The sequence below is a fragment of the Clostridium sp. AUH-JLR23 genome (assembly GCF_964238065.1).
GTDB classification, from domain to species: Bacteria; Bacillota_I; Bacilli_A; order Erysipelotrichales; family Coprobacillaceae; genus Allocoprobacillus; species Allocoprobacillus merdigallinarum.
In genome coordinates, this window is the sequence record NZ_CAXSKY010000023.1 from 1 (window position 1) to 22,010 (window position 22,010).

A 22,010-nucleotide genomic window follows, 5' to 3' on the forward strand; every position below is an offset into this window, starting at 1 on the left:
ATTCTATCATTGGATTTGTAAAATTAAATTCCATATAAATTGATTTAGGGATGGAATTTAGTTTTTCAATTTACTAAATAGATATAATCTATAAACAAATGTGAATTTGTTTATAGATTTTTTATATTTTGTGCTATAATATATAAAAATATGTCTTGGAGGAGAATTATGAGCGAAAGTAGAATTTGTATTGCTTTAGATTTTCAAACAAAAGATGAAGTGAAAGCATTTCTAGATAAGTTTGAAGATGAAAAACTGTATGTCAAAATTGGAATGGAATTATTTTATGGTGAAGGAATTGAAATGATTAAAATGATCAAAGAAAAAGGACATAAAATTTTTCTTGATTTAAAATTACATGATATTCCTAATACTGTAAAAAGTGCCATGAAGCAATTAGCTAAATTAGATGTTGATATGGTTAATGTTCATGCTTCAGGAAGTATTGCAATGATGAAAGCCGCTATTGAAGGTTTAAATGAAGGATCACAAGGTGGAAAGCGTCCTTTATGTATTGCTGTAACATGTTTAACATCATTAGATCAAAAAGTTTTAGATGATGAATTATTAATTCATGAACCATTAGAAAATGTTGTTTTAAAATGGGCTCAAAATGCAAAAGAAGCTGGATTAGATGGTGTTGTGTGTTCACCATTAGAATCAAAAATTATTCATGAAAATTTAGGAATGGATTTTTTAACAGTCACACCTGGAATTAGACTTGCTAGTGATAGTGTTAATGATCAAAAACGTGTGACAACACCAGCTATGGCAAAAGAGTTAACATCAAGTTATATTGTTGTGGGAAGAACAATTACAAATGCTGAAGATCCAGTCGCAACATATAAAGAAGTTTATAAACAATTTCAAGGAGAGTAGAGAATTATGGAAAAAACAATAGCAAAAGATTTATTAAGTATTCAAGCAGTCTTTTTAAGACCAAATGAGCCTTTTACTTATGCATCAGGTATTAAATCACCAATTTATTGTGATAATCGTTTGACATTATCTTATCCTGAAGTCAGAAAAGATATTGAACAAGGATTAGCAAAACTTATTAAAGAACATTATCCATCATGTGAATGTTTAATGGGAACAGCAACTGCAGGAATTGCACATGCAGCCTTAGCAGCTGATATATTAGATTTACCAATGGGTTATGTACGTGGTGGAGCGAAATCACATGGGAGAAATAATCGTATTGAAGGTTTAGTGAAACCAGGTATGAAAGTTGTTGTGGTTGAAGATTTAATTTCAACTGGTGGTTCATCATTGGAATGTGTTGATGCTTTAAGAGAAGCAGGATGTGAAGTTTTGGGAATGGTTGCGATCTTTACATATGGTTTAGCAGATTCTACAAAGAATTTTGCAGCTAAGGAATGCAGTTTCCATACATTAACAAACTATGATACATTGATTCAGGTTGCAGTGGATCATAAATATATTGAAGCAGCTGACTTAGAAAAACTAAAAGCATGGAAAAAAGATCCTCATGATGAATCTTGGATGAATAAATAAGAAATATAAAAAAGCAAGTTATATCAATCATTTTATAAGGTTCTATTACTTGCTTTTTTTTGTTGTATTTCATTGTATATTGATGTAGAATATCATAGAAAACGTATAAGGTGGTGTAATATGAAATTAAAATATAAATCTTCTTTGTTTGTAATAAAAGCAGCTATTATTGGTTTTTTTGCAACGTTACCAATGTTTTTTCAATTGGAAGTCAATTCATTTCAAGAGATATGTAAATATCTAGGAGTTAAGAATGATATACATATATTAGATTCTTACTTAAATAAAATAAGATTTCTTATTGGAGATTTTTTAATGTCTTTTGATGGGAGTTCTGTTGCATTTTTAGTAATCTTTATAATTTTTATATGCTTATATTTAAAATTTAATAGTATTGCAGATAAGAAACTAAAAAAATGTATTATAATTCCATCATTACTATTTGCATTTTTTGAAGTATTTGGTGAATCGTTTGCAAAAACAGATAGTTGGAATTTGATTTTTACTAATTATAGAACAGTTTTGAAGGGTTGTGTTTTATTTATAGGATATACCTCTTTTTTCGTTATTATATTGGGGTTATTGTTTTATTATTTAAGTACGAAAAAATTATTCCATACTCAATTACAGGAAAAAGATTGGTTTACTGCAAATAAGAAATCTTTTTTTGTAGTTATGGGTATAATATTGCTATGTTGGTTACCTTCTCTTATTTTCAATTTTCCTGGTATTACTAACTATGATTTTTTTGATATGTTAGATAGTTTTTATGGAGTTGAAACATATAGTTTAAGAGCAGTCACATTAATTGATCCATCTGTAACATTAAATAATAATAATCCTGTTTTACAGACATTGTTAGCAGTTGGGTGTATGAAAATAGGAAATATATTGCATCTTCCATGGTTAGGGTTAATGATTTTCTGTTATGGGCAAGCTTTAATGTTTACGGCAGTATTGTCTTATGTTATATATAAGTTGGCTCAATTGGGAGTTCATAAATACATAAGAGTTGGTTTGGTTTTATTGTTTGGATTAGTCCCAGTTAATGCTAATTATGCTGTCACGACCTTAAAAGATGTCAATTTTGCTTTTGTGTTTGTATTGTATTTATTATGTCTTTTAGAGATGGTTAGATCTCCTGAAATATTTTTCAGAAATAAAAAGAAGCTTATATACTTTTCGGTAATAAATCTAATTTTAATGTTATTAAGAAATAACGGAGCTTATGTTTTAATACCAACAGATATTGTGTTATGTATTTATTTTAGAAAATATATTAAACAAATTATTTTCCCAACATTTATACCAGCATTTGTATTTGTTGTTATTATTTCTAATGTTATTTATCCTTATTTTAAAATTGCGCCTGGAAGTAAAAGAGAAATGTATTCTGTACCTTTTCAACAAACAGCTAGATTAGTTAAGGAATACGGTGATGAAATCCCCGAAGAAGACAGAATAATCATTAATAAGATCTTAAATTATGATACAATAGACGAAAGATATCAACCAGAGTTATCTGATAAAGTAAAGGCAACATACAAGAAAGATGCAACAGCTGAAGAAATGAGAGATTATTTAGGCGTTTGGGCAAAATGGTTATTCATTCATCCAGAAGTATATGTTCAGGCAACTATGAATAATTGTTATGGATATTTTTATCCTGAGGCAAAAAGCTGGATTGCCTATACTGAAATTACTCCACCAGGTAAACGATATGGTGTTTCGAGTCCAGAAGTTTTATCAACAGGACGTCGTATTGTTAATGAAATACCAGAAATAGTTCGTGATATACCAATCCTTGGTTTAACTGAAAGTATTGGTTTTTATACATGGCTAATGATTTGTAGTATTGCTTATTTGATATATATATCAAAAAAATCTGTAATATTAGTTTATACACCTCTTATAGTATTATTGTTGACATGCATGGTTTCACCAGCAAATACTATGATGAGATATATTTATCCATTAATTTTAGGAGTACCAATATTGATTGCATATATTTTGCATATACAAAATGAAGAAGGAGATGTCAATAATGTCTAAAATCTTAATTATCATTCCTTGTTATAATGAAAAGGAAAGTATATTAAAAGTTATAGATTCTATTAAGAAATTAACTATCTCTGTTGATTATATTGTTATCAATGATTGTTCTACAGATAATACCTTGGATATCTTAAAAAAATCAAATGTAAATTATTTAGATTTACCAGTTAACTTAGGTATAGGTGGTGCTGTTCAATCTGGATATAAATATGCTAAAGAAAATGATTATGATATTGCTATTCAAATAGATGGAGATGGACAACATGATCCACAATATATAACAGATTTGATTAATCCAATTTTATCAAATGAAGCAGATGTATGTATTGGATCTAGATTTATTAAAAAAGAAGGATTTCAATCTTCGGCATTGCGTAGATTAGGAATAAATATTCTTAGTACATGTATATCAGTATTTTATAAAGAAAAAGTTTATGATGTTACAAGTGGATATAGAGCAGTTAATAAAAATTTAATTGATATTTATGCTAATGATTATGCTCAAGATTATCCTGAGCCAGAAGCTCTTGCCACAGCTATTTTATTTCATCAAAGAATCAAAGAAGTCCCTGTTATTATGAACGAAAGAATCGGAGGACAAAGCTCAATACATAGTTTTAAATCTATCTATTATATGTTAAAAGTATCTCTTGCAATTATTTTTAAACGATTTAGTCATCGAAAGGAGAAGTAGGCATGAATAGACTTTTACAAGTTTCTATGATTCTAGCCATTATTTTTTATTTCATATGTTTGTTTTCTTTATTGAGAAAAAATAAAGTTACTTTAAAATATATATTATTATGGCTTTTTACGGGATTAATTATGTTTTTAATAGCTGTTTTTCCGGCAATATTAGAAGTACCTTTACATTTATTAGGAATTGTTGAATTCACGAATGGAGTATTTGCTTTGATTTTGTTTTTCTTAATATTAATTATTATGTTTTTAACAATTGCCGTCTCTGATTTAGGTGAAAAGCAAAGAATTTTGGTTCAAAAAATGGCAATTTATGAAAAGAGAATACGAGAATTGGAAGAAAGAGAGAAAATATCATGAAGATGTTAATATTATGTCTAGTAAATACTTTAATGATGGTATGTGGACAAATTCTATTTAAAATAGGAAGTAACGGCAAAGAAATTACTAGCCTAATTGATATGATTAGACTAATGTTTTCTCCAATTGTATTAATTGCATTGTGTTTATATGCTGGTACAACAATGTTATGGTTATATATATTAAGTAAAGTGGATATAAGTTTTGCTTATCCTATTCAGGCATTGGCCTTTCCTGTAGTTATGATTGTGTCTGCATTTATATTTCATGAACAAATACCAATGTTAAGATGGGTAGGAGTTATTATAATTTTTATAGGTGTGTTACTTGTTGTTCAAAAGTAGTATAATAATATTGCTTTTTGTGTTATAAGAAAAAAGAGTTTAATATACTCATTGGAGGACATTTATGTTTAAAAGTATAAAATATGTATTGCAAGAAAATTTTCATAATTTGTTTAGAATTTATTCGATTTCTAAATATGAACTTCTTGCGGATATGCGAGATTCTAAATTAGGATTGTTTTGGAATTTTGCACATCCATTAATTCAAGTTTTAACATATTGGTTTGCATTTGGAATCGTTTTTCAAAAAAAGGCTGTTACATCATATGGTGTGACAATTCCATATATTTTCTGGATGATGGGTGGAATGGTTGTTTGGTTTTTTATATCTCCATGTATTACCAATGGATGTAATGCTGTTTTTTCAAAAGTTAATGTCATTACAAAAATGAAATTTCCTGTAAGTATTTTACCTGCTACTGTTGTTATGAAAGAATTATTTAATCATTTTTGCTTGATGGTTATTTTAGTTATTGTCTTCTTATTTGGTGGTATATATCCAAGTTTACATTGGTTTGGTTTGATTTATTATGTGTTATGTGCAATTATTTTTTCAATTTCTTTATCATTAACCACATCAGTATTAAACATGTTGGCAAGGGATACGAGAAAACTTGTTTTAGCATGTATGCGTTTATTGTTATATTTAACACCTATTTTGTGGGACATTAATCAGTTGACACATATGCCAAAGTTTGTTGGGTGGATTATGAAAGCTAATCCGATTTATTATGTTGTACAAGGATATAGAGATTGTTTCTTTTATCATAAAGGGATTTTATTTTATTCACATTCGATGATTGCTTTTTGGATCATAACTTTGATTTTGTTTGTTTTTGGTAGTTGTATGATGTATAAATTTAAACATAAATTTATTGATTTAATTTAAGTGAGGTAAATCATGGAAAAAGAATATGCAATAGAATTTAAACATGTTTCTAAAATATACAATTTAAAATCAAAAGATAAGAAAAATTCAAATGATAAAAGGTTTTATGCGTTAAAAGATATTAATTTTAAAATACCTAAAGGTGAAGTTGTAGGCATTCTTGGAACAAATGGTTCGGGAAAATCAACATTGTCGGTTATTTTGGCAGGAATTAGTGAGATAGATGAAGGTCAAATGATTGTTAATGGTGAGCAGGCTTTAATTGCTATTAATACTGGATTGAATCAACAATTGACAGGTTTAGAAAATATAGAATTAAAAGGAGCATTGCTTGGTTTATCAAAGAAACGTATACAAGAAATTACAGAAGGAGTTATTGAATTTGCTGAGATTGGTGATTTCTTATATCAACCAGTAAAAAAATATTCAAGTGGTATGAAATCAAGATTGGGATTCTCTATTAATCTGTGTTTAGATCCTGATATTTTAATTGTTGATGAGGCTTTATCGGTTGGTGATAAAGGATTTGCACAAAAATGTATTAATAAAATGAAAGAATTAAAAAGAACTGGTAAGACTATCGTCTTTATATCACATTCCTTACCACAGGTTAGAGATTTTTGTGATACTGCAATGTGGATAGAAGGCGGAATGTTAAAAGAGTATGGTGATATTAAAGATGTTTGCGATCATTATGCTGAATACGTTGATTATTATAATTCTTTGGATAATGCTGGTAAGAAAAAAGAACGTGATGAGAAATTTAATAAAAGAATTATCCCCCATGTTAAAAGAAGAGGAATTTTTGATAAAATATTCGGATAGTGAGAAAAGAGGTATATCTAAAAATGAAAAGAGTTATTACATATGGAACATTTGATTTATTCCATGTTGGACATTTGAATATTCTAAAACGTGCTAAGGAGTTAGGGGATTACTTAGTTGTTGCAGTCTCAAGCGATGCTTTTAATGCTATAAAAGGAAAAAAATGTGCTATTCCTGATACTGAAAGAATGCAAATTGTAGAAGCAATTAAATATGTTGATGAAGTCATTCCTGAAAATTCATGGGATCAAAAAATAAATGATATAAAAACTCATAATATTGATGTTTTTGTTATGGGTGATGATTGGAAAGGAAAATTTGATTATTTAAAAGATTATTGCGAAGTTGTTTATTTGCCAAGGACGCCTGATATTTCTACAACACAAATAAAAAAAGATTTGAAGTTGAAATAAAGTTCGCATAGAAAGGATGTTTATAGTGAGTGATATAAAAGTTTCAGTTATTGTTCCTATTTATAATGTTGAGGAGTATTTGCCTCGTTGTATTGATAGTTTAATCAATCAAACATTAGATAGTTATGAAATTATATTAGTCAACGATGGATCACCTGATCAATCACAAAAAATAATTGATAAATATCAAAAGATGTACCCTGATAAAATTGTAGGGTTGATTAAAGAAAATGGTGGACTATCTGATGCAAGAAATTATGGAATTCCTTATGCAAAAGGTGAATATATTTCATTTTTAGATAGTGATGATTATGTGGATTGTACATTCCTAGAAAAAATGTACAATAAAGCTATTGATACCCAATCACAAATTGTTGTTTGTGGATACTATGGAGTCAATGAAATAAATGGAACATATAGATGGTTACAAAAAGGTAATATTGATATTTATAATCAAAGTGTGTTGGAATGCCCATCTTTAATCCATTTAAATGCTCCATATGCTTGGAATAAAATATATCATAGATCATTATTTGAACAGACAAAATTTTTATTCCCAAAAGGATGGATTTGGGAAGATATACCTACTATATATCCTCTTTTAGCAAAAGCAAATAAAGTATCTAAAATTGATGAACCATTAATTTATTATGTTCTTAAAAGAAAAGGATCTATTACAGCAACTTATTCTCGCAAGCAACTGCAGTTATTCCAATCATTACAATTGTTGAATGAGCGCTTTAAAGAATTGAATTTATTTGATCAATTATATGATGAATTATTATTTATTAATATGAGACATATCATATTTAGATTTAAAGAATTTCATAAGTATAAAGATGCAAAAATGAAAATATCTTTTGTGACTGAAGGATTTAAACATTTAAATAAATATTTTGCTGACTGGAAAAATAATCCGTATTATTTTACATTTTATGATGTGGGTAAACCTGTTAAACAATTCTTTATGAAGAAAAAAATTTATTGGTTTGCTTCCATATTAGTTCCTAATACAATTCATAAGATTTGTGCTAAGATAAAAAGAACTATGAAAAAAGCAAGAAAGATTTTTTCTAGAAATAATCGAGTGAAGTATTCTTATGCATATCATTATAAGCATAGTGAAATTATTGAAAATACAGTATTATTTGAATCGTTTCATGGTACAACAATATCTGATTCACCATTTTATATGATGAGGGAATTAGCGAAAACACATCCTGAGATGAAAATTTATGTAACAACTCAAAATTATGATACACATAAAGAATTATTAGATAAATATCAAATTAATGCAACGCTTGTAAAATTAAATACTAAAGAATATGCTAAGATTTTAGCAACTTGTCAATATTTAGTTAACAATGTATCATTCCCACCATATTTTATAAGAAGAAATGGTCAAAAATACATAAATACTTGGCATGGTACACCATTAAAGACATTAGGTAAAAATATGGTGGAAGGTATCGAAGATATGAGTAATATGCAAAGAAACTTTTTGCATAGTACTGATTTGCTTTTTCCAAATGATTTTACGATGGTTCATATGATGGAAGATTATAATTTGTTTAAACTTTTTACTGGTAGAGCGGTTTTATGTGGTTATCCAAGAAATACTATCTTTATGAATACGCAAGAAGCAATGAAAATAAGGGAACAGTTTGATCTAGTAGGAAAAGAAGTATTTGCCTACATGCCAACATGGCGTGGTGGACAAAGTAGTGGTGCAGTTAATGAAACATATGAAAAACAATTAAAAGATATATTAAATAAAATCGATAATGTTTTGAATGATAATCAGGTGTTTTATGTGAATTTGCACTCATTAGTTAAGGATTCTATAGATATTTCAGGGTATAAACATATTTTAAATTTCCCGAATATTGATAATTATGAATTTTTAAATTGTGTAGACATTCTTATTTCAGATTATTCAAGTGTTTTCTTTGATTATTCTATTACAAAAAAACCTATAGTATTATTTATGTATGATTATGAAGAATATATGAGTAATAGAGGAACATATTTTGATGTACGTACTTTACCTTTTGAAAAAATTTATACTATTGAAGATATGTTAGAATATATTCAAGGTAAACGAAAGAAAGTTGATCAATCTCAAGAAAGCCAAGATTATTATGATCAATTTACACAATATGATGATATTTATGCGACAAAGCTTCTCAATGATTATTTCTTTGATGGAAAAAATAACAATTTACAAGTATTTGACTATAGTTCAAATAAGTTAATAAAACATACATTATATTTTCCAAGCAAATGTTGTGAAAGAAAAGACTGTAAACAGTTAGAAGAAGTAAAGAATATGGATAAACCTATTATGTTTTTATTAAAAAATCAATTTAACTATTTGTTAAGAAAAACGTTATTAGATGATTATAATAATCATGTAAGTTATGTGGTAACGAATCCAAATATTCCATATACTTTATTTGAACGAATGAAATTATTTATATCAAAAATATTTTCTTTTATTAATATTGATTCGTTGATGCTGAGAGCATTTGATAATCTTTTACCACATATTCAGATACAAAAGATAGAGTATCGAGAGAATCCAAATAAATTTACAAGAAGGTTAGTTAATTCATATAACAGATTGAGTGATAGACTTAACAACAAGAGATAAATTATATAAATTTAAGTTTTTCAATTTCTTGTTTAAAAATAAATAACTATCATATAGGTATTTTAGACTAAAAAGTTTTAAGTTAGTAGCGGGGTATTTTGACCTCGCTTTTATTTTAAATGACCTTTTAAAGTTGAATAGATAATATTTGATTGATGACTATTTGCCGTCTTTTTTTCTATTTAATAGCTTTTTTATGCTCGTTTGCAGTATTTTTTACATATAAACAATGCGGATCTAGTGAATGTATGAACTTATTTTTGATTCTTTTAAATTTTTGAATTAAATCTGTAATATGGATGATTTTTTAATATCGCTATTTTTCATATATGTTAATTGATAAGTATTACTCATTATATGAGCAAAAAATAATGAAATGGGAAGGATGAATAGTTTGAAAGATATTTTATTATCTTTTCATAGATCAATGTCAAGAAGATCAGATGTAAAACTTTTTTACAATCAAAAAAAAAAAGTATACCGATAGTTATAAATGAAACATACTCCTGTTTTTTATAGATAATCTATAAATATAAAAGCATATTGATTTTTTATGTAGAATATTCATATTTAGTTTAAGATAAGTGTTATTTTGGAGAGTGTATAAAATGATATTTTAAGTATATGCATAATTTGTAGAATTACACAGAAATTCCATATTAGTGATATATATTTAATATACGAAAGTGAGGGAAGTATGAAACGAAATAAAAAAAAGTTAAATACATATCATGTCTTAACTTTAATTGTAATAATTTTAACAATCTTTATTATTGGACATGTGGTAATAAATAAGAATACTATATATTTGGCTGAAAATCTAGATAATATAAATCTTGAATTAGGTGAAGAATATCAATTGAGAGCAGTAGATGAAAATAATGAGGTCATAATATATGAATCAAAAGATCCAACTATTGCAAGTGTTGATGAAAATGGAAAGATTTTTGCTAGAAAAAGTGGTAAGACATTTATATATGTAGGAACCCAAAATAAAATGAAGCAAAAAAAAGTAGGTGTGAATATACCATATAAAAAAAATGATTTTGATAAATATCAACGTATTCATGTAAAGAATAAACCTAATTTAAAATTTGAAGTTAATACTGTATATGATTTAGATGCAAGTATAGATGAATCTTTTTCAAAAGGTGATAGATTAATTTATTCGTCCAGCAATACTAATATTGCAAGTATAGATGATTCTGGCAAGTTAGAAATGCTCCGTGAAGGCGTAGCTAAGATTACAGTACAAATTGAAAATACTGATATTAAAGAAGAGTATGATATACATATATTTAATAAGATCAAGAAAGTTCAGAAAATTATAGTAAATAAAAATCAGAAAAATATTTTAGAAGTAGGAGACAAAATGAATTTAAATGTTTCTGTTTTTCCAGAAGACGCAGACAATAAAGGTGTTAAATTTAGTTCAAGTGAATCTACTATTGCTTCGATAAATGAAAAAGGTGAAATCAAGGCAATTAGACCAGGTATCACAATTATTAATATGATTTCTGAGGATGGTAATACTAAAGAAAAATTTAAACTTAATATTTCAAGAAAAAAAGCTTATTTGACAAATGAGATATTAAAAACCGCAGGTATAGATGAATGTAATAAAGTTATGTTTGTTGCTCATCCAGATGATGAAAGCTTGTGGGGCGGAGGTCATTTGTTGGAAGATAAATATTTTGTTGTATGTATGACAAATGAATTTAATTCTGTTAGAAAAAAAGAGTTTTATAAAGCTTTGGAATATACACAAGATAAGGGAATTATATTACCTTATCCAGATTTGGTAAATGGAAATAAAAGTAACTGGAATCACAATAAGGAAGGTGTTAAAGAGGAAGTAAATTTAGTTCTTTCTTATAAACCTTGGGATGAAATTGTAACACATAGTCCTAGAGGGGAAACAGGGCATAGGCATCATAAGTTTGTTAGTCAAATAGTTACATCAAGTGTAAAAAATAATAATTTATATGATAAACTATTGTATTTTGGTAAATTTTATGAAAAAAACGAAGTTCCTTCTTCATTGGAATCTAATTTAAAACAGGAGATAATTGATAAGAAATATAAATTATTGGATATTTATGCAGCAGAAAAGAAATCAATAGAAGCTTTTTGGAAACAAATGGTACCATTTGAATATTGGAAGAAAGCTGTTGTTTGGAAAGATAATTAAATTATACATGATAAAGTTAGCAGTTCATTATTTATATTTTTGTAAAATTTAAACGTCAATTGACGATGATATAATTTATAATCTTAATACAAATCAAAGTCTTTTTATAGATGTATGAATGAAATAGAATAAATATAAAAAATTACATAAATACCTATAAAAATGGATCTAAAATAAGACAATAAAAAATATAAGTTACGTCTGATAATGTATATAGAAAAATCAAAATATAGTTTAGCGTTTGATAAGTTTAGATGGTTTTTTAAAGATGAAAGTAAAACCAAATTCAAATAAAAGGGAGTTGCTCCCTTTTTTATTTAGTGATAAACTATATACGATTGGAGAAGTGAGAAAATGTTTGTTTTAAGAAAAATAAAAAAACTAGCTGGATCGATTATTAGAATTTTATATAAATTAACATATCATTTTATCTCTATTGATGATAAATTGGTTATCTTTATATCTTTTCATGGAAGAGGATATTCTGATAATCCAAGGGCTATTTATGAACAGATGAGAAAAGATCCTAGATTTAATGATTACAGGTTTATTTGGTTTATTAAAAATCATAAAAAGAAAAATGTCAAAATAGAAGGAGCTGAAATTAAAGAATACTTAAGCTTACCTTATTTTTATTATATGTCAAAAGCAAAATATTGGATCATCAATTGTAAAATGCCTACATATATATGCAAGAAAGATAAACAAATTTATTTGCAGACATGGCATGGGACTCCTTTAAAAAGATTGGGGCATGATATTATAGCATCTGAAGATACTACTTTTTATAGATCTGGTATGTCTTTTGAACAAATGACAAAATCATATGATATAGATGTTGAAAGATATAATTATATGATTTCTCCAAATGCCTTTTGTACTGAAGTTTTTCAAACATCATTTCAAATTAATAAAGAGCGTTTAATTGAAACAGGTTATCCTAGAAATGATTTTATTACGAATGCTACAAAAGAAGATGTCATCAGTTTAAAGAAAAAATATCATTTACCTTTAGATAAGAAAATAATTTTATATGCTCCAACATGGCGTGATAATTCATATGTGGCTTCTGGCTATACTTTTGAATTAGAAGCTGATTTTCATAAATGGAGAAAAGCGTTAGGTGATGACTATGTTGTTGTATTTAAACCTCATTATCTTATTATTAATAAGTATGAAAATGATGAAACTTTAACTGGCTTTTTGTATTCTGTGAAGGCTGAAGCTGAAATAAATGAGCTTTATGTTATGAGCGATATTCTTGTTACTGATTATTCAAGTGTATTTTTTGACTATGCCGTGTTAAATCGTCCCATTTATTTCTATATGTACGATTTAGACCAATATAAAGGTGAACTCAGAGGCTTTTATTTAGACATATATACAGAATTGCCTGGAAGAATTTATGAAGATGAAAGCAAGCTTTTAATAGATATTAAAGAGAGTGTTTATGATTATTCATTTTTAGAATCTTTTAATCAAAAATTTAATGCTTGGCAAACAGGAAATTGTGCTCAAAAAGTTATTGATATTATTTTTTCAGATATAAAATAATTTTCTTGAAATCAGATACATAGTTTTATCATATGATGGAAAGTAAGAAGGGAACTTCTTGCTTTTTCTTATTTTAGATGAACATCATATCAAAGATGTTGAAATCTTTATAAAAAGTAATATAACCATTTATATGGTGATGAAAAATAAAAAAATATTTGTTAGAAACTTTTATAAGTGATTTTATTTATGTGGATAATAAGTAGTAAGAAAGAATGAAATAAACCTATTTTATGATAGACTCTTTTTTAATGCACAAAAAGATGTTAAAATAGAGCCATAGGAGATTGAATATGGGATTACAGAAGATTATTTTAAATATAGTATTAAAAATTGAAGTTTTTTTTATTTCATTTTTTAAGATTCACAATAATAGAATCACTTTTATATCTTTAGAAGATAATCATTTGACATCTGATTTTTTAAAGATTTATCAACAATTGCCACTAGAAAAATATGATGTGCGTTTATGTCTCATTCATTACAAGAAGAATTTATGGGGACAGTTTTTATATTTTATCAATTGTATGAAACAATTGTATTATGTATATACATCAAAAATTATTTTTTTACATGATAATAACTATGTGGTTTCACATTTTAAAAGAAAAGGGGTACAAGTGATTCAGGTATGGCATGCTTGTGGAGCTATAAAGAAATTTGGTAATGTGATTGAACGTCAGTATCCTATTTCTAATTATGACTATGTTTTAACAACTTCATCTTATTGGAAGGAAGCATATAGTCAAGCATTTAGTGTTCAACAAGAACAAGTCTTGCCTGTGGGAATGCCAAGAACTGATGAATTATTTCATCAACAATGGATTGATGAAACGAAAGAAAAACTTTATCAAAAATATCCAATGCTGAAAAATAAGAAGATTATTTTGTATGCACCGACTTTTAGAGGGAATATATATAAAGGATTTTCAGCGATTCATTTTGATGCTCAAAAAGTGATGAATCAGTTAAGCGATGATTTTGTGTTGATATATAAATTTCATCCTTTAATGGGAAATTATCATTTACAAAAAGATAATCGTATTTTGAATATGAATCATGAAGATACACATGAATTATTTTGTATAAGTGATTATTTGATTTCGGATTATTCATCTATTGTTTTTGATTTTATGATTTTAAAGAAACCGATGCTTTTCTATATTCCTGATTATGAGCAGTATTGTCAAGATTTAGGGGTATTTGTAGATGTGAGGGATTTAGGTTATCCAGTTTGTTATTGTGAAGAAGACGTTGTACAGTCATTACAAACTTATCATGTTGATGAAGATCTGTTTCAAAAAATGAAGAATCAATTTTTTGAAATTCATGATGGTCATAGTACATTACGTGTTGTAGAACTGGTGGAAAAATTATGTGAAATGGAGAATGATATCAATGAGTAAAATAGCAATTATTGGAACTGGAACATGGGGAATAGCGCTTGCAAACATGTTAAGTGAAAAACATTGTGTGAAAGCATGGTCAGCGATTCCTGAAGAAATTGAATATATTCAAAAAAATCATAAACATCCTAAATTAAAAGATGCAATCATTTCTTCATCTATACAATTGTCCTGTGATTTATCAGATACTTTAGATGATGTAGAAGTTATTGTTATGGCTGTTCCATCTATTTTTGTAAGAGAAACAACGAGAAAAATAATTCCATACTTAAAACCTGAACATATTATTGTTGATGTCGCAAAAGGAATGGAAGCTCAAACATTAATGACAATGTCAGAAATCATTTATTCTGAAATTCAAGATCAGATGGATTTTGAATATGGTCATATTGTTGCTTTATCTGGACCCACTCATGCAGAAGAAGTTTCAATAGGTTTACCATCTACTATTGTATCAGCTTCAGTAGATGAATTGATTGCCCAAAAGGTTCAGGATATATTCACGAGTTCTTTTATGCGTGTTTATACAAATAAAGATATTAAAGGTGTAGAAGTTTGTGGTTCTATGAAAAATATTATCGCTTTAGCAGCTGGTATTTCTCATGGTTTAGGTTATGGAGATAATGCGATTGCAGCTTTAGTGACAAGAGGAATTCATGAAATATCACGTTTAGGAATTGCTATGGGATGTTCTATTCATACTTTCTATGGACTGGCAGGGTTAGGTGATTTAGTTGTCACATGTACAAGTCAAAATAGTCGTAATAATCAATGTGGAACGTATATTGGTCAAGGATATGAAGTGAATGAAGCCATAAAAAAAGTAGGAATGGTTGTTGAAGGAATTAATGCATTAGATGCTGCCGATCTTTTAAGTGCTCGTTATCATGTTGAATTGCCAATCATTAGAGCGGTATATGATGTTGTGAAATTTGGTTTGGAACCACAATTATCGGTTCAAAGATTATTCCAGAGAAAAAGTAAATCTGAAATTCCTTTTTCAATATTAGAACTTGTTCATGAAAATAGAGAAATGAAAAATCAAAGGGGTGTAAAAATGAAAAGAGTCATTACATATGGAACATTTGATCTTTTGCATTATGGACATATCAATTTATTAAGACGTGCAAAAGCTTTAGGTGATTACCTTATTGTTGCTTTATCAACAGATGAATTTGTTAAATTACAAAAGCATAAAGAGTGTTATTTTAGTTATGCCGAGAGAAAATCTTTACTAGAGGCTATGAGATATGTTGATCTTGTTATACCTGAAGAAAACTGGGATCAAAAGAAGGAAGACTGTCAGCAGTATCATATTGATGTTTTTGTAATGGGTGACGATTGGGAAGGACAGTTTGATTATTTACGTGATCAAGGTGTTGAAGTCGTTTATTTGCCTAGAACACCTGAAATTTCAACATCGCGTATAAAAAAAGATTTACATGAATAAAATGCATGAACATTGATGTTATAAAGTTAAAGAGTTCACTTCTGATAGTGGACTTTTTATATATCATTATGTTTTTATCTTTTGTTCTAAATTCTTTTTCTATTCATATATTAGTTGTATGATAGGAGGACATTATGAATAGGGGAGAAATTTATTATGCAGATTTATCGCCAGTTATAGGAAGTGAGCAAGGAGGATATAGACCCGTATTAATCTTACAAAACAATAAAGGAAATAAATATTCGACGACGGTGATTGTAGCACCTATTTCTTCAAGAATGACAAAAAATGATTTACCAACACATGTGATTATTGAAACACCATTTTTAGAAAAGAAATCAGTCATCTTGTTAGAACAGATACGAACAATTGATAAAAAAAGAATAGATGAACGTTTAGGAGTCTTGTCAGAATCCTTGATGGATAAAGTGAATTCGGCCATTAAAACAAGTTTAGACATTAAATAAGAGATATGATATAATGGTTGCAATTAAGGAGTGATATAGATGAATATTAGAAAGATTAAAGAAAGAGCCAATCAACTGTTGAGTGTTGATAAGCAACAATATATACGTATTCTTATGATATTAGTATTGTTGGAATTGATTCCAACTTTATTTAGTACAGGACATGATATATTATCACGCATAATTTATATCATAATAAGTCTTGCTTTTATTGCTGTTTCACATGGATATGTTGTCAGTTCATTAAAAATGGTTAGAAATCAATCTTCATTATTATCTGATGATGATGCTCTTGTAGGGTTTAAAAGATTTAAAGGATTGTTTTCTACATATTTATTGAATAACATTGTTTTATTTTTTATTACTTTTGCTGCTATGTTTATTTTAATGATGATTTTTGGTGCTTTTTTATCAGGAATTCAATTAGATAGTTTTGCTAATGAAATATCATTATCAGGAAATTATACACAAGTATTATTGAGTATTTTCAGTCAATCACCATCACTTTTAGCTGCATTTATATTGTTTTATATGCTTATGATTGTTATTGTGTTTGTGATATCTTCTTATTTGTTTGCAGTTCCATATTTACTTGAAAGATATCAAATGACAAATTTAATGGCTATTAAAGAATCTTATCGTTTTATGAAAGGACATATTTTTGATTATATTAAATTAAATCTTTCATTTTTAGGATGGATTCTTGGATTGATGATTATTCAAATGGGATTAAATCGATTATTGATGTTTTTACCTATTTTAGGCGCTTTAATAAGTGCTATTATTACAGGTATTATTGGGGTTTATACTTATTTACCACGTTATCAATTATCAAAAGCTATTTTCTTTGAAGAATTAGCATATTATCGTTATGATCATCATCAGACATACGGTGGAGATGAAAATCATGTTTAACCAACATTTTAGTAGAAGAGTGCCAACTCAAGTGAAATGGATGTTTATTTTAGTGATTTTACCACTTTATATGTATTGTGGTTCATTGATTTTGAGTGCTCTGTTTAAATTTATTATTTTACAATTTCATATTCAGTTTGATTATAATCAATTAAATGCCTATTTAAATCTTATTTTTGATTTGATCTTATTGGTTTTAGCTGGCTGGTTATTGAAAGATAGTATGATTGAACAGTTTAAAGATTTTAAGAAAAATATCAAAAACAATTTGTTTTATGGTTGTATTGTAGGTGTTTTATTGATTTATGTTTGTCAAATTATTGGTGGATTGCTGACACTGGCATTAGGTGGAAATCAGACAAGTGAAAATCAGCAGTTAATTGAATCTATCACAACTTCCTATCCAGTGATTATGATTTTTGTATCATGTATATTGGCACCTATTGTGGAGGAAATGTTATTTAGAGGGATTGTTTTTGGATGGATTTATGAATGGAATCCAAAGATGGCACATTTGATTTCAGCCTTTATATTTGGTTTTATTCATATTATGTCAGCTGTTTTTGCAGGCAATCTTTTAGAATGGGTACAAATTTTTTCTTATGGATTGATGGGATTTGCATTAAGTTATTTATATGAAAAACAAAATAATATATATGTTCCCATTTTATCGCATATGATGAATAATATCATTTCGATGTGTTTAGTGTTATTGTAGTGTAAAGGTTTTTGAAAAGTCAAAAACCTTTTTTCATACAAAAAAAGCAACCCCAAAGGGTTGCCTATATCAAATAAATAAGAATTCCAATACTGATTCCTAAAATCATACCACAAATAACATCACTCAAAAAATGAACAAATAAATAAATTCTAGATAAACCAATAAGAAAGGCAAAAAGATAAGCGAAAAGACCATATGTAGGGAAGAAAAGAAAAAGAATAGTGCTACATGCAAAAGAAGAGGTTGTGTGGCTAGAAGGAAATGATGAGTCATTTGGAGTTGGAACAAGTAATTGAACTTCGGGATACAGATGACATGGACGTTTTCTTTTGATAAGAGATTTGATTGAAATTTGTCCAATAAGCGCAGAAACAATCAATGCCATCAGCATATGAATAGACATGGAACGGGCTGCAGGAATTACATTGGTTAATAAAATAATAATAAGCCATATAATACCAAAATCACCACATGAACTGATGAACTTCATAATGCGGTTAAGTACATGATGGTGATACAAACTGATCATGTAAAAAGATACACGTAAATCCAAACGATGGATTTGATTAAGAATAGTCTTCATTATCGGAATCTCTCCTTAAAATATAAATAATGATTTTGATAAAACTAATAAGAATAATCTGAAAAATAAAAATATTGAAAAGTTGAACACCATCTAAAGAAAACATCTGATTATGCATAATGTAATCCTGGTAGGATGGTATCATAGGTATAATAGTATGCAAACTGTTAAAGAATACCTTAAAGCAGGCCTCTATTATACTATAATATCCTTGAAATAGAAGAGCTAAAATATGGAAGAACCCCTGATCATTTTCAAATTGAGGAATAAAAGCAATATAAACAATAATTCCTACAAAAATAATCAAAAATGAAGTTGCAACAATATAAATAAAATTAAAAACAAGATTTAACCACGAAAAAGATGTATCACTATCTTCTTCATCATCTGTGATATCAATTTGAGATTCATCTGTTTGTTCTTCATGAATAACAGGAGAATGATTTTTATAATTGATTTGTGAAAGTAGAGCAGTGAGTTCCTCTTCTTCCTGTTTATTTAATGAAGAAAAAGTTTGTTTTTTTGTAGATGAAGTGTCTTCTTCTTTTTTCTCTTGAGGTGTAGATTCTTGAAAGAAATCTTTTTGTTCATTTTCATCATCAAATTGAAATGTTTTTCTAGGACGTGTCTTTTGCATATAGACACTCCCATCCTTAACAACAGGTTCATTAAGATGGGATAAATGATATGCATAGGTTTGATTCACAATTTGATTTAACTGTGAATCATCAGGATAGTCCTTTTGCCATTTATCTTTGACTTGTTCTAATTCTTGCTTAGACATATGTTTATGCATTCCAAGCAAAGCAGAATACATATCCATTTCATTATAACGATCAAATAAAAGCACATTTAAAACTTCAAAAAGATTATGACAGGTCTGATAAGACGTTTCTTTTTCATATGTTCCAGCTGGTTTTAAATCTTCACAGAAAATGACATTCATATGTAATTGACAACTTGCTTTATTAAGAGCTTCAAAAGAAGAAATGACTAAAGTGTTTTCAGGTTTGATATGAAAATGTTCAGTTATATTTTCAAGAATTTCCGTGGCAGGAAGAGGCATGCTGACCATATCACTACCAATAATATAATGAACTTTCTGATCAAGATGACACATAGAAAGATATGTTTTGGCATCTTTTTGACGATGAGTAGATATAATTGCAATAGGAATATTTTTTTGGTGTAAATATTCAATCAATTCTAACAGCCCATCTTTTGGCTTTAAACCTTTATATGTCAAATATTGCATCATTTCTCTTTCAATTTTTGCATTAAAAAGTCCTTCGCTCATGATTGTTTGGATAGGACAGTCTTTGTACATATCATACATGTTAGAAAGATGATGATAAAAATCATCTAGAGAATAGCTAAGATGATGACTCTCGCAGAAATGATGTGTATAGTTGTATCTATATCTATTTAAGTTAAAAATAGTTCCGTCTAATGGAAGAATAGCAAGCTGAATATTTTGAATAGATTGTTTATACATCATATCACCACCTTTATGCTTAACATTATATCAAATATTATGTAAATATTCCATTTAAATATCTTGATTTTTCTTAAAGTTTAGTGTATTATATATTCGTTAATCATCTCTCCGTAGCTCAGCTGGCAGAGCATCTGACTCTTAATCAGAGGGTCCACGGTTCGATTCCGTGCGGGGAGACCAGTAGAAAATAAAAGTCTGCATGTTATTGTGGACTTTTTTATTTATATTTTACATAAAATTAATATAAATTTCATATCGAAATGATTTTTATATATGTTATTTTTGTTAGAATGATAGTGGCTATTGTGTAAGTCATCTTAGTGTCAGTTCTGTTTATGCAATAGTTGAAATAAAGGTATACCTTATTTCGAATAATTCTCACTATCTCATGTTGTCAAAACCAATCTCTTAACACACAAAGACAACACATAAAAAATCAGATTTGTTCTGATTTTTTATTTTTTTATTTGATTGTATTTACAATAAGAGAAAAGAGGTTTAAACTTATAGTTAGCGATATTTAACTTGAAAGAAGGAAATGATATGAAAAGATTTGGAAATGATGAATGTTGGTGTGGGAGTCATAAAAAATATAAAAAATGTCATGAAAAATTTGATGAAAGACTGCAATATTTAAAAAAACAGGGATATGTTATTCCAAAACGTGCAATGATTAAAAATGATAAGCAAATAGAAGGAATCAGACAGGCTGCCATTGTGAATAATGGGTTATTAGATTATATTGAAGAACATATTTGTGCAGGGATGACAACTCAGCAGATAGATGATATGACTGTTGAATATTTAAATAGTCATGATGCTTCTTCAGCTGATCTTCATTATGAAGGCTATCCTAAAAGTATTTGTACATCTGTTAATGATGAAGTCTGTCATGGGATTCCTAGTGATGATGTGATATTAAAGGATGGAGATATTATTAATGTTGACGCAACGACATGTTATAAAGGATATTATGCTGATGCCTCACGTATGTTCATGATCGGCAATGTCAGTGATGAAGCTAAACAGCTGGTTGCAGTTACACGTGAATGCTTATATAAGGGGATAGAATCTATTCAACCATTCAAAAGTACCATTAGTGATATTGGTAGAGCTATTGAAACGCATGCACATCAATATGGATATAGTGTTGTCAGAGAGTTTTGTGGACATGGTGTCGGTTTATCTATGCATGAAGATCCTTATGTACTTCACTTTGATCCACATTGTCCTACAACTGTGCTTGTGCCAGGTATGGTGATAACAATTGAACCGATGATTAATGCAGGAGAGCGCTTTATTCATATTGGCTCTAATGATTGGACAGCTTATACAGATGATGGCTCATTATCAGCCCAATGGGAACATACACTTTTAGTGACGGATACAGGAGTAGAAATTCTTTCTATGTAATACCGATTAATTTCGGTATTTTCTTTTTATGAAATTATGATTATCTCCAATTGAAA

At 28.0% G+C, this 22,010-nt stretch carries 20 protein-coding genes and 1 tRNA gene; 19 read left to right on the forward strand and 2 right to left on the reverse strand.

Features of this window, described 5'->3' with window-relative positions:
* The first annotated feature begins 168 nt into the window (after positions 1-168).
* From pyrF to ACESR5_RS10685, 17 genes are all read left to right on the forward strand, one after another.
* Positions 169-879 (forward strand): orotidine-5'-phosphate decarboxylase, encoded by a 711-nt coding sequence (pyrF, locus tag ACESR5_RS10605; protein ID WP_373155639.1) that lies wholly within the window; start codon positions 169-171, stop codon positions 877-879.
* Between the two features lie 6 nt (positions 880-885).
* Positions 886-1,518 carry an orotate phosphoribosyltransferase gene (pyrE, locus tag ACESR5_RS10610; RefSeq protein WP_373155642.1) on the forward strand — a complete coding sequence of 211 codons (633 nt, stop codon included), beginning with the start codon at positions 886-888 and terminating at the stop codon, positions 1,516-1,518.
* 120 nt (positions 1,519-1,638) lie between these two features.
* Positions 1,639-3,570 carry a DUF6020 family protein gene (locus ACESR5_RS10615; protein WP_373155644.1) on the forward strand — a complete coding sequence of 644 codons (1,932 nt, stop codon included), beginning with the start codon at positions 1,639-1,641 and terminating at the stop codon, positions 3,568-3,570.
* Positions 3,563-4,267, forward strand: coding sequence for a glycosyltransferase family 2 protein (locus ACESR5_RS10620; RefSeq protein WP_087298049.1), 705 nt, complete (start codon positions 3,563-3,565; stop codon positions 4,265-4,267). The genes ACESR5_RS10615 and ACESR5_RS10620 overlap by 8 nt, the downstream gene beginning before the upstream one ends.
* A 2-nt stretch (positions 4,268-4,269) precedes the next feature.
* On the forward strand, positions 4,270-4,632 hold the full coding sequence (locus tag ACESR5_RS10625; RefSeq protein WP_373155646.1) for a DUF2304 domain-containing protein: 363 nt from the start codon (positions 4,270-4,272) through the stop codon (positions 4,630-4,632).
* Positions 4,629-4,976: an EamA family transporter gene (locus tag ACESR5_RS10630; RefSeq protein WP_373155649.1), complete on the forward strand. Its 348-nt coding sequence runs from the start codon at positions 4,629-4,631 to the stop codon at positions 4,974-4,976. Before ACESR5_RS10625 ends, ACESR5_RS10630 begins: the two co-directional genes overlap by 4 nt.
* A 64-nt stretch (positions 4,977-5,040) precedes the next feature.
* Positions 5,041-5,865, forward strand: a complete 825-nt coding sequence (locus ACESR5_RS10635; protein WP_373155652.1) for an ABC transporter permease — start codon at positions 5,041-5,043, stop codon at positions 5,863-5,865.
* Between the two features lie 12 nt (positions 5,866-5,877).
* Entirely contained in the window at positions 5,878-6,690 is an 813-nt protein-coding gene (locus ACESR5_RS10640) for an ABC transporter ATP-binding protein (RefSeq protein ID WP_373155655.1), read from the forward strand.
* 23 nt (positions 6,691-6,713) lie between these two features.
* Positions 6,714-7,103, forward strand: a complete 390-nt coding sequence (gene tagD / locus ACESR5_RS10645; protein ID WP_373155656.1) for a glycerol-3-phosphate cytidylyltransferase — start codon at positions 6,714-6,716, stop codon at positions 7,101-7,103.
* A gap of 25 nt (positions 7,104-7,128) precedes the next feature.
* Entirely contained in the window at positions 7,129-9,756 is a 2,628-nt protein-coding gene (locus tag ACESR5_RS10650) for a CDP-glycerol glycerophosphotransferase family protein (RefSeq protein ID WP_373155659.1), read from the forward strand.
* A gap of 697 nt (positions 9,757-10,453) precedes the next feature.
* Entirely contained in the window at positions 10,454-11,947 is a 1,494-nt protein-coding gene (locus ACESR5_RS10655) for an Ig-like domain-containing protein (protein ID WP_373155661.1), read from the forward strand.
* Between the two features lie 354 nt (positions 11,948-12,301).
* Complete coding sequence (locus tag ACESR5_RS10660) at positions 12,302-13,501, forward strand: CDP-glycerol glycerophosphotransferase family protein (RefSeq protein WP_373155663.1); 1,200 nt, start codon at positions 12,302-12,304, stop codon at positions 13,499-13,501.
* Positions 13,502-13,794: 293 nt separating this feature from the next.
* A complete protein-coding gene (locus ACESR5_RS10665) occupies positions 13,795-14,907 on the forward strand; it encodes a CDP-glycerol glycerophosphotransferase family protein (protein WP_373155666.1) in 1,113 nt (370 codons plus the stop codon).
* Positions 14,900-16,357, forward strand: a complete 1,458-nt coding sequence (tagD, locus tag ACESR5_RS10670) for a glycerol-3-phosphate cytidylyltransferase (protein ID WP_191340741.1) — start codon at positions 14,900-14,902, stop codon at positions 16,355-16,357. Before ACESR5_RS10665 ends, tagD (ACESR5_RS10670) begins: the two co-directional genes overlap by 8 nt.
* A gap of 134 nt (positions 16,358-16,491) precedes the next feature.
* Positions 16,492-16,824 (forward strand): type II toxin-antitoxin system PemK/MazF family toxin, encoded by a 333-nt coding sequence (locus ACESR5_RS10675; protein ID WP_087245446.1) that lies wholly within the window; start codon positions 16,492-16,494, stop codon positions 16,822-16,824.
* Between the two features lie 39 nt (positions 16,825-16,863).
* Positions 16,864-17,739 carry a DUF975 family protein gene (locus ACESR5_RS10680; protein WP_087245444.1) on the forward strand — a complete coding sequence of 292 codons (876 nt, stop codon included), beginning with the start codon at positions 16,864-16,866 and terminating at the stop codon, positions 17,737-17,739.
* The gene (locus ACESR5_RS10685) at positions 17,732-18,457 is read left to right on the forward strand and encodes a CPBP family intramembrane glutamic endopeptidase (RefSeq protein WP_087245442.1); all 726 of its coding nucleotides are present in this window, start codon (positions 17,732-17,734) and stop codon (positions 18,455-18,457) included. Before ACESR5_RS10680 ends, ACESR5_RS10685 begins: the two co-directional genes overlap by 8 nt.
* A 64-nt stretch (positions 18,458-18,521) precedes the next feature.
* On the opposite strand, the gene ACESR5_RS10690 is transcribed toward ACESR5_RS10685, so the two are convergent.
* Positions 18,522-19,043: a phosphatase PAP2 family protein gene (locus ACESR5_RS10690; protein WP_129737870.1), complete on the reverse strand. Its 522-nt coding sequence runs from the start codon at positions 19,041-19,043 to the stop codon at positions 18,522-18,524.
* Positions 19,027-20,541 (reverse strand): HAD hydrolase-like protein, encoded by a 1,515-nt coding sequence (locus tag ACESR5_RS10695; protein WP_373155670.1) that lies wholly within the window; start codon positions 20,539-20,541, stop codon positions 19,027-19,029. Before ACESR5_RS10695 ends, ACESR5_RS10690 begins: the two co-directional genes overlap by 17 nt.
* Positions 20,542-20,645: 104 nt before the next feature.
* Here ACESR5_RS10695 and ACESR5_RS10700 point away from each other — a divergent pair.
* Both ACESR5_RS10700 and ACESR5_RS10705 read left to right on the forward strand, forming a co-directional pair.
* A tRNA-Lys gene (locus ACESR5_RS10700) sits at positions 20,646-20,721 on the forward strand.
* A 363-nt stretch (positions 20,722-21,084) separates the two neighbouring features.
* The gene (locus ACESR5_RS10705; protein ID WP_191341332.1) at positions 21,085-21,954 is read left to right on the forward strand and encodes a methionyl aminopeptidase; all 870 of its coding nucleotides are present in this window, start codon (positions 21,085-21,087) and stop codon (positions 21,952-21,954) included.
* Positions 21,955-22,010 lie beyond the last annotated feature (56 nt).

Excerpts from the sequence above, each read along its gene's own strand:
- pyrF (WP_373155639.1), top strand. The coding sequence starts at position 169 with ATGAGCGAAAGTAGAATTTGTATTGCTTTAGATTTTCAAACAAAAGAT.
- pyrE (WP_373155642.1), top strand. The coding sequence starts at position 886 with ATGGAAAAAACAATAGCAAAAGATTTATTAAGTATTCAAGCAGTCTTT.
- ACESR5_RS10615 (WP_373155644.1), top strand. The coding sequence starts at position 1,639 with ATGAAATTAAAATATAAATCTTCTTTGTTTGTAATAAAAGCAGCTATT.
- ACESR5_RS10620 (WP_087298049.1), top strand. The coding sequence starts at position 3,563 with ATGTCTAAAATCTTAATTATCATTCCTTGTTATAATGAAAAGGAAAGT.
- ACESR5_RS10625 (WP_373155646.1), top strand. The coding sequence starts at position 4,270 with ATGAATAGACTTTTACAAGTTTCTATGATTCTAGCCATTATTTTTTAT.
- ACESR5_RS10630 (WP_373155649.1), top strand. The coding sequence starts at position 4,629 with ATGAAGATGTTAATATTATGTCTAGTAAATACTTTAATGATGGTATGT.
- ACESR5_RS10635 (WP_373155652.1), top strand. The coding sequence starts at position 5,041 with ATGTTTAAAAGTATAAAATATGTATTGCAAGAAAATTTTCATAATTTG.
- ACESR5_RS10640 (WP_373155655.1), top strand. The coding sequence starts at position 5,878 with ATGGAAAAAGAATATGCAATAGAATTTAAACATGTTTCTAAAATATAC.
- tagD (WP_373155656.1), top strand. The coding sequence starts at position 6,714 with ATGAAAAGAGTTATTACATATGGAACATTTGATTTATTCCATGTTGGA.
- ACESR5_RS10655 (WP_373155661.1), top strand. The coding sequence starts at position 10,454 with ATGAAACGAAATAAAAAAAAGTTAAATACATATCATGTCTTAACTTTA.
- ACESR5_RS10660 (WP_373155663.1), top strand. The coding sequence starts at position 12,302 with ATGTTTGTTTTAAGAAAAATAAAAAAACTAGCTGGATCGATTATTAGA.
- ACESR5_RS10665 (WP_373155666.1), top strand. The coding sequence starts at position 13,795 with ATGGGATTACAGAAGATTATTTTAAATATAGTATTAAAAATTGAAGTT.
- tagD (WP_191340741.1), top strand. The coding sequence starts at position 14,900 with ATGAGTAAAATAGCAATTATTGGAACTGGAACATGGGGAATAGCGCTT.
- ACESR5_RS10675 (WP_087245446.1), top strand. The coding sequence starts at position 16,492 with ATGAATAGGGGAGAAATTTATTATGCAGATTTATCGCCAGTTATAGGA.
- ACESR5_RS10680 (WP_087245444.1), top strand. The coding sequence starts at position 16,864 with ATGAATATTAGAAAGATTAAAGAAAGAGCCAATCAACTGTTGAGTGTT.
- ACESR5_RS10685 (WP_087245442.1), top strand. The coding sequence starts at position 17,732 with ATGTTTAACCAACATTTTAGTAGAAGAGTGCCAACTCAAGTGAAATGG.
- ACESR5_RS10690 (WP_129737870.1), bottom strand. The coding sequence starts at position 19,043 with ATGAAGACTATTCTTAATCAAATCCATCGTTTGGATTTACGTGTATCT.
- ACESR5_RS10695 (WP_373155670.1), bottom strand. The coding sequence starts at position 20,541 with ATGATGTATAAACAATCTATTCAAAATATTCAGCTTGCTATTCTTCCA.
- ACESR5_RS10705 (WP_191341332.1), top strand. The coding sequence starts at position 21,085 with ATGAAAAGATTTGGAAATGATGAATGTTGGTGTGGGAGTCATAAAAAA.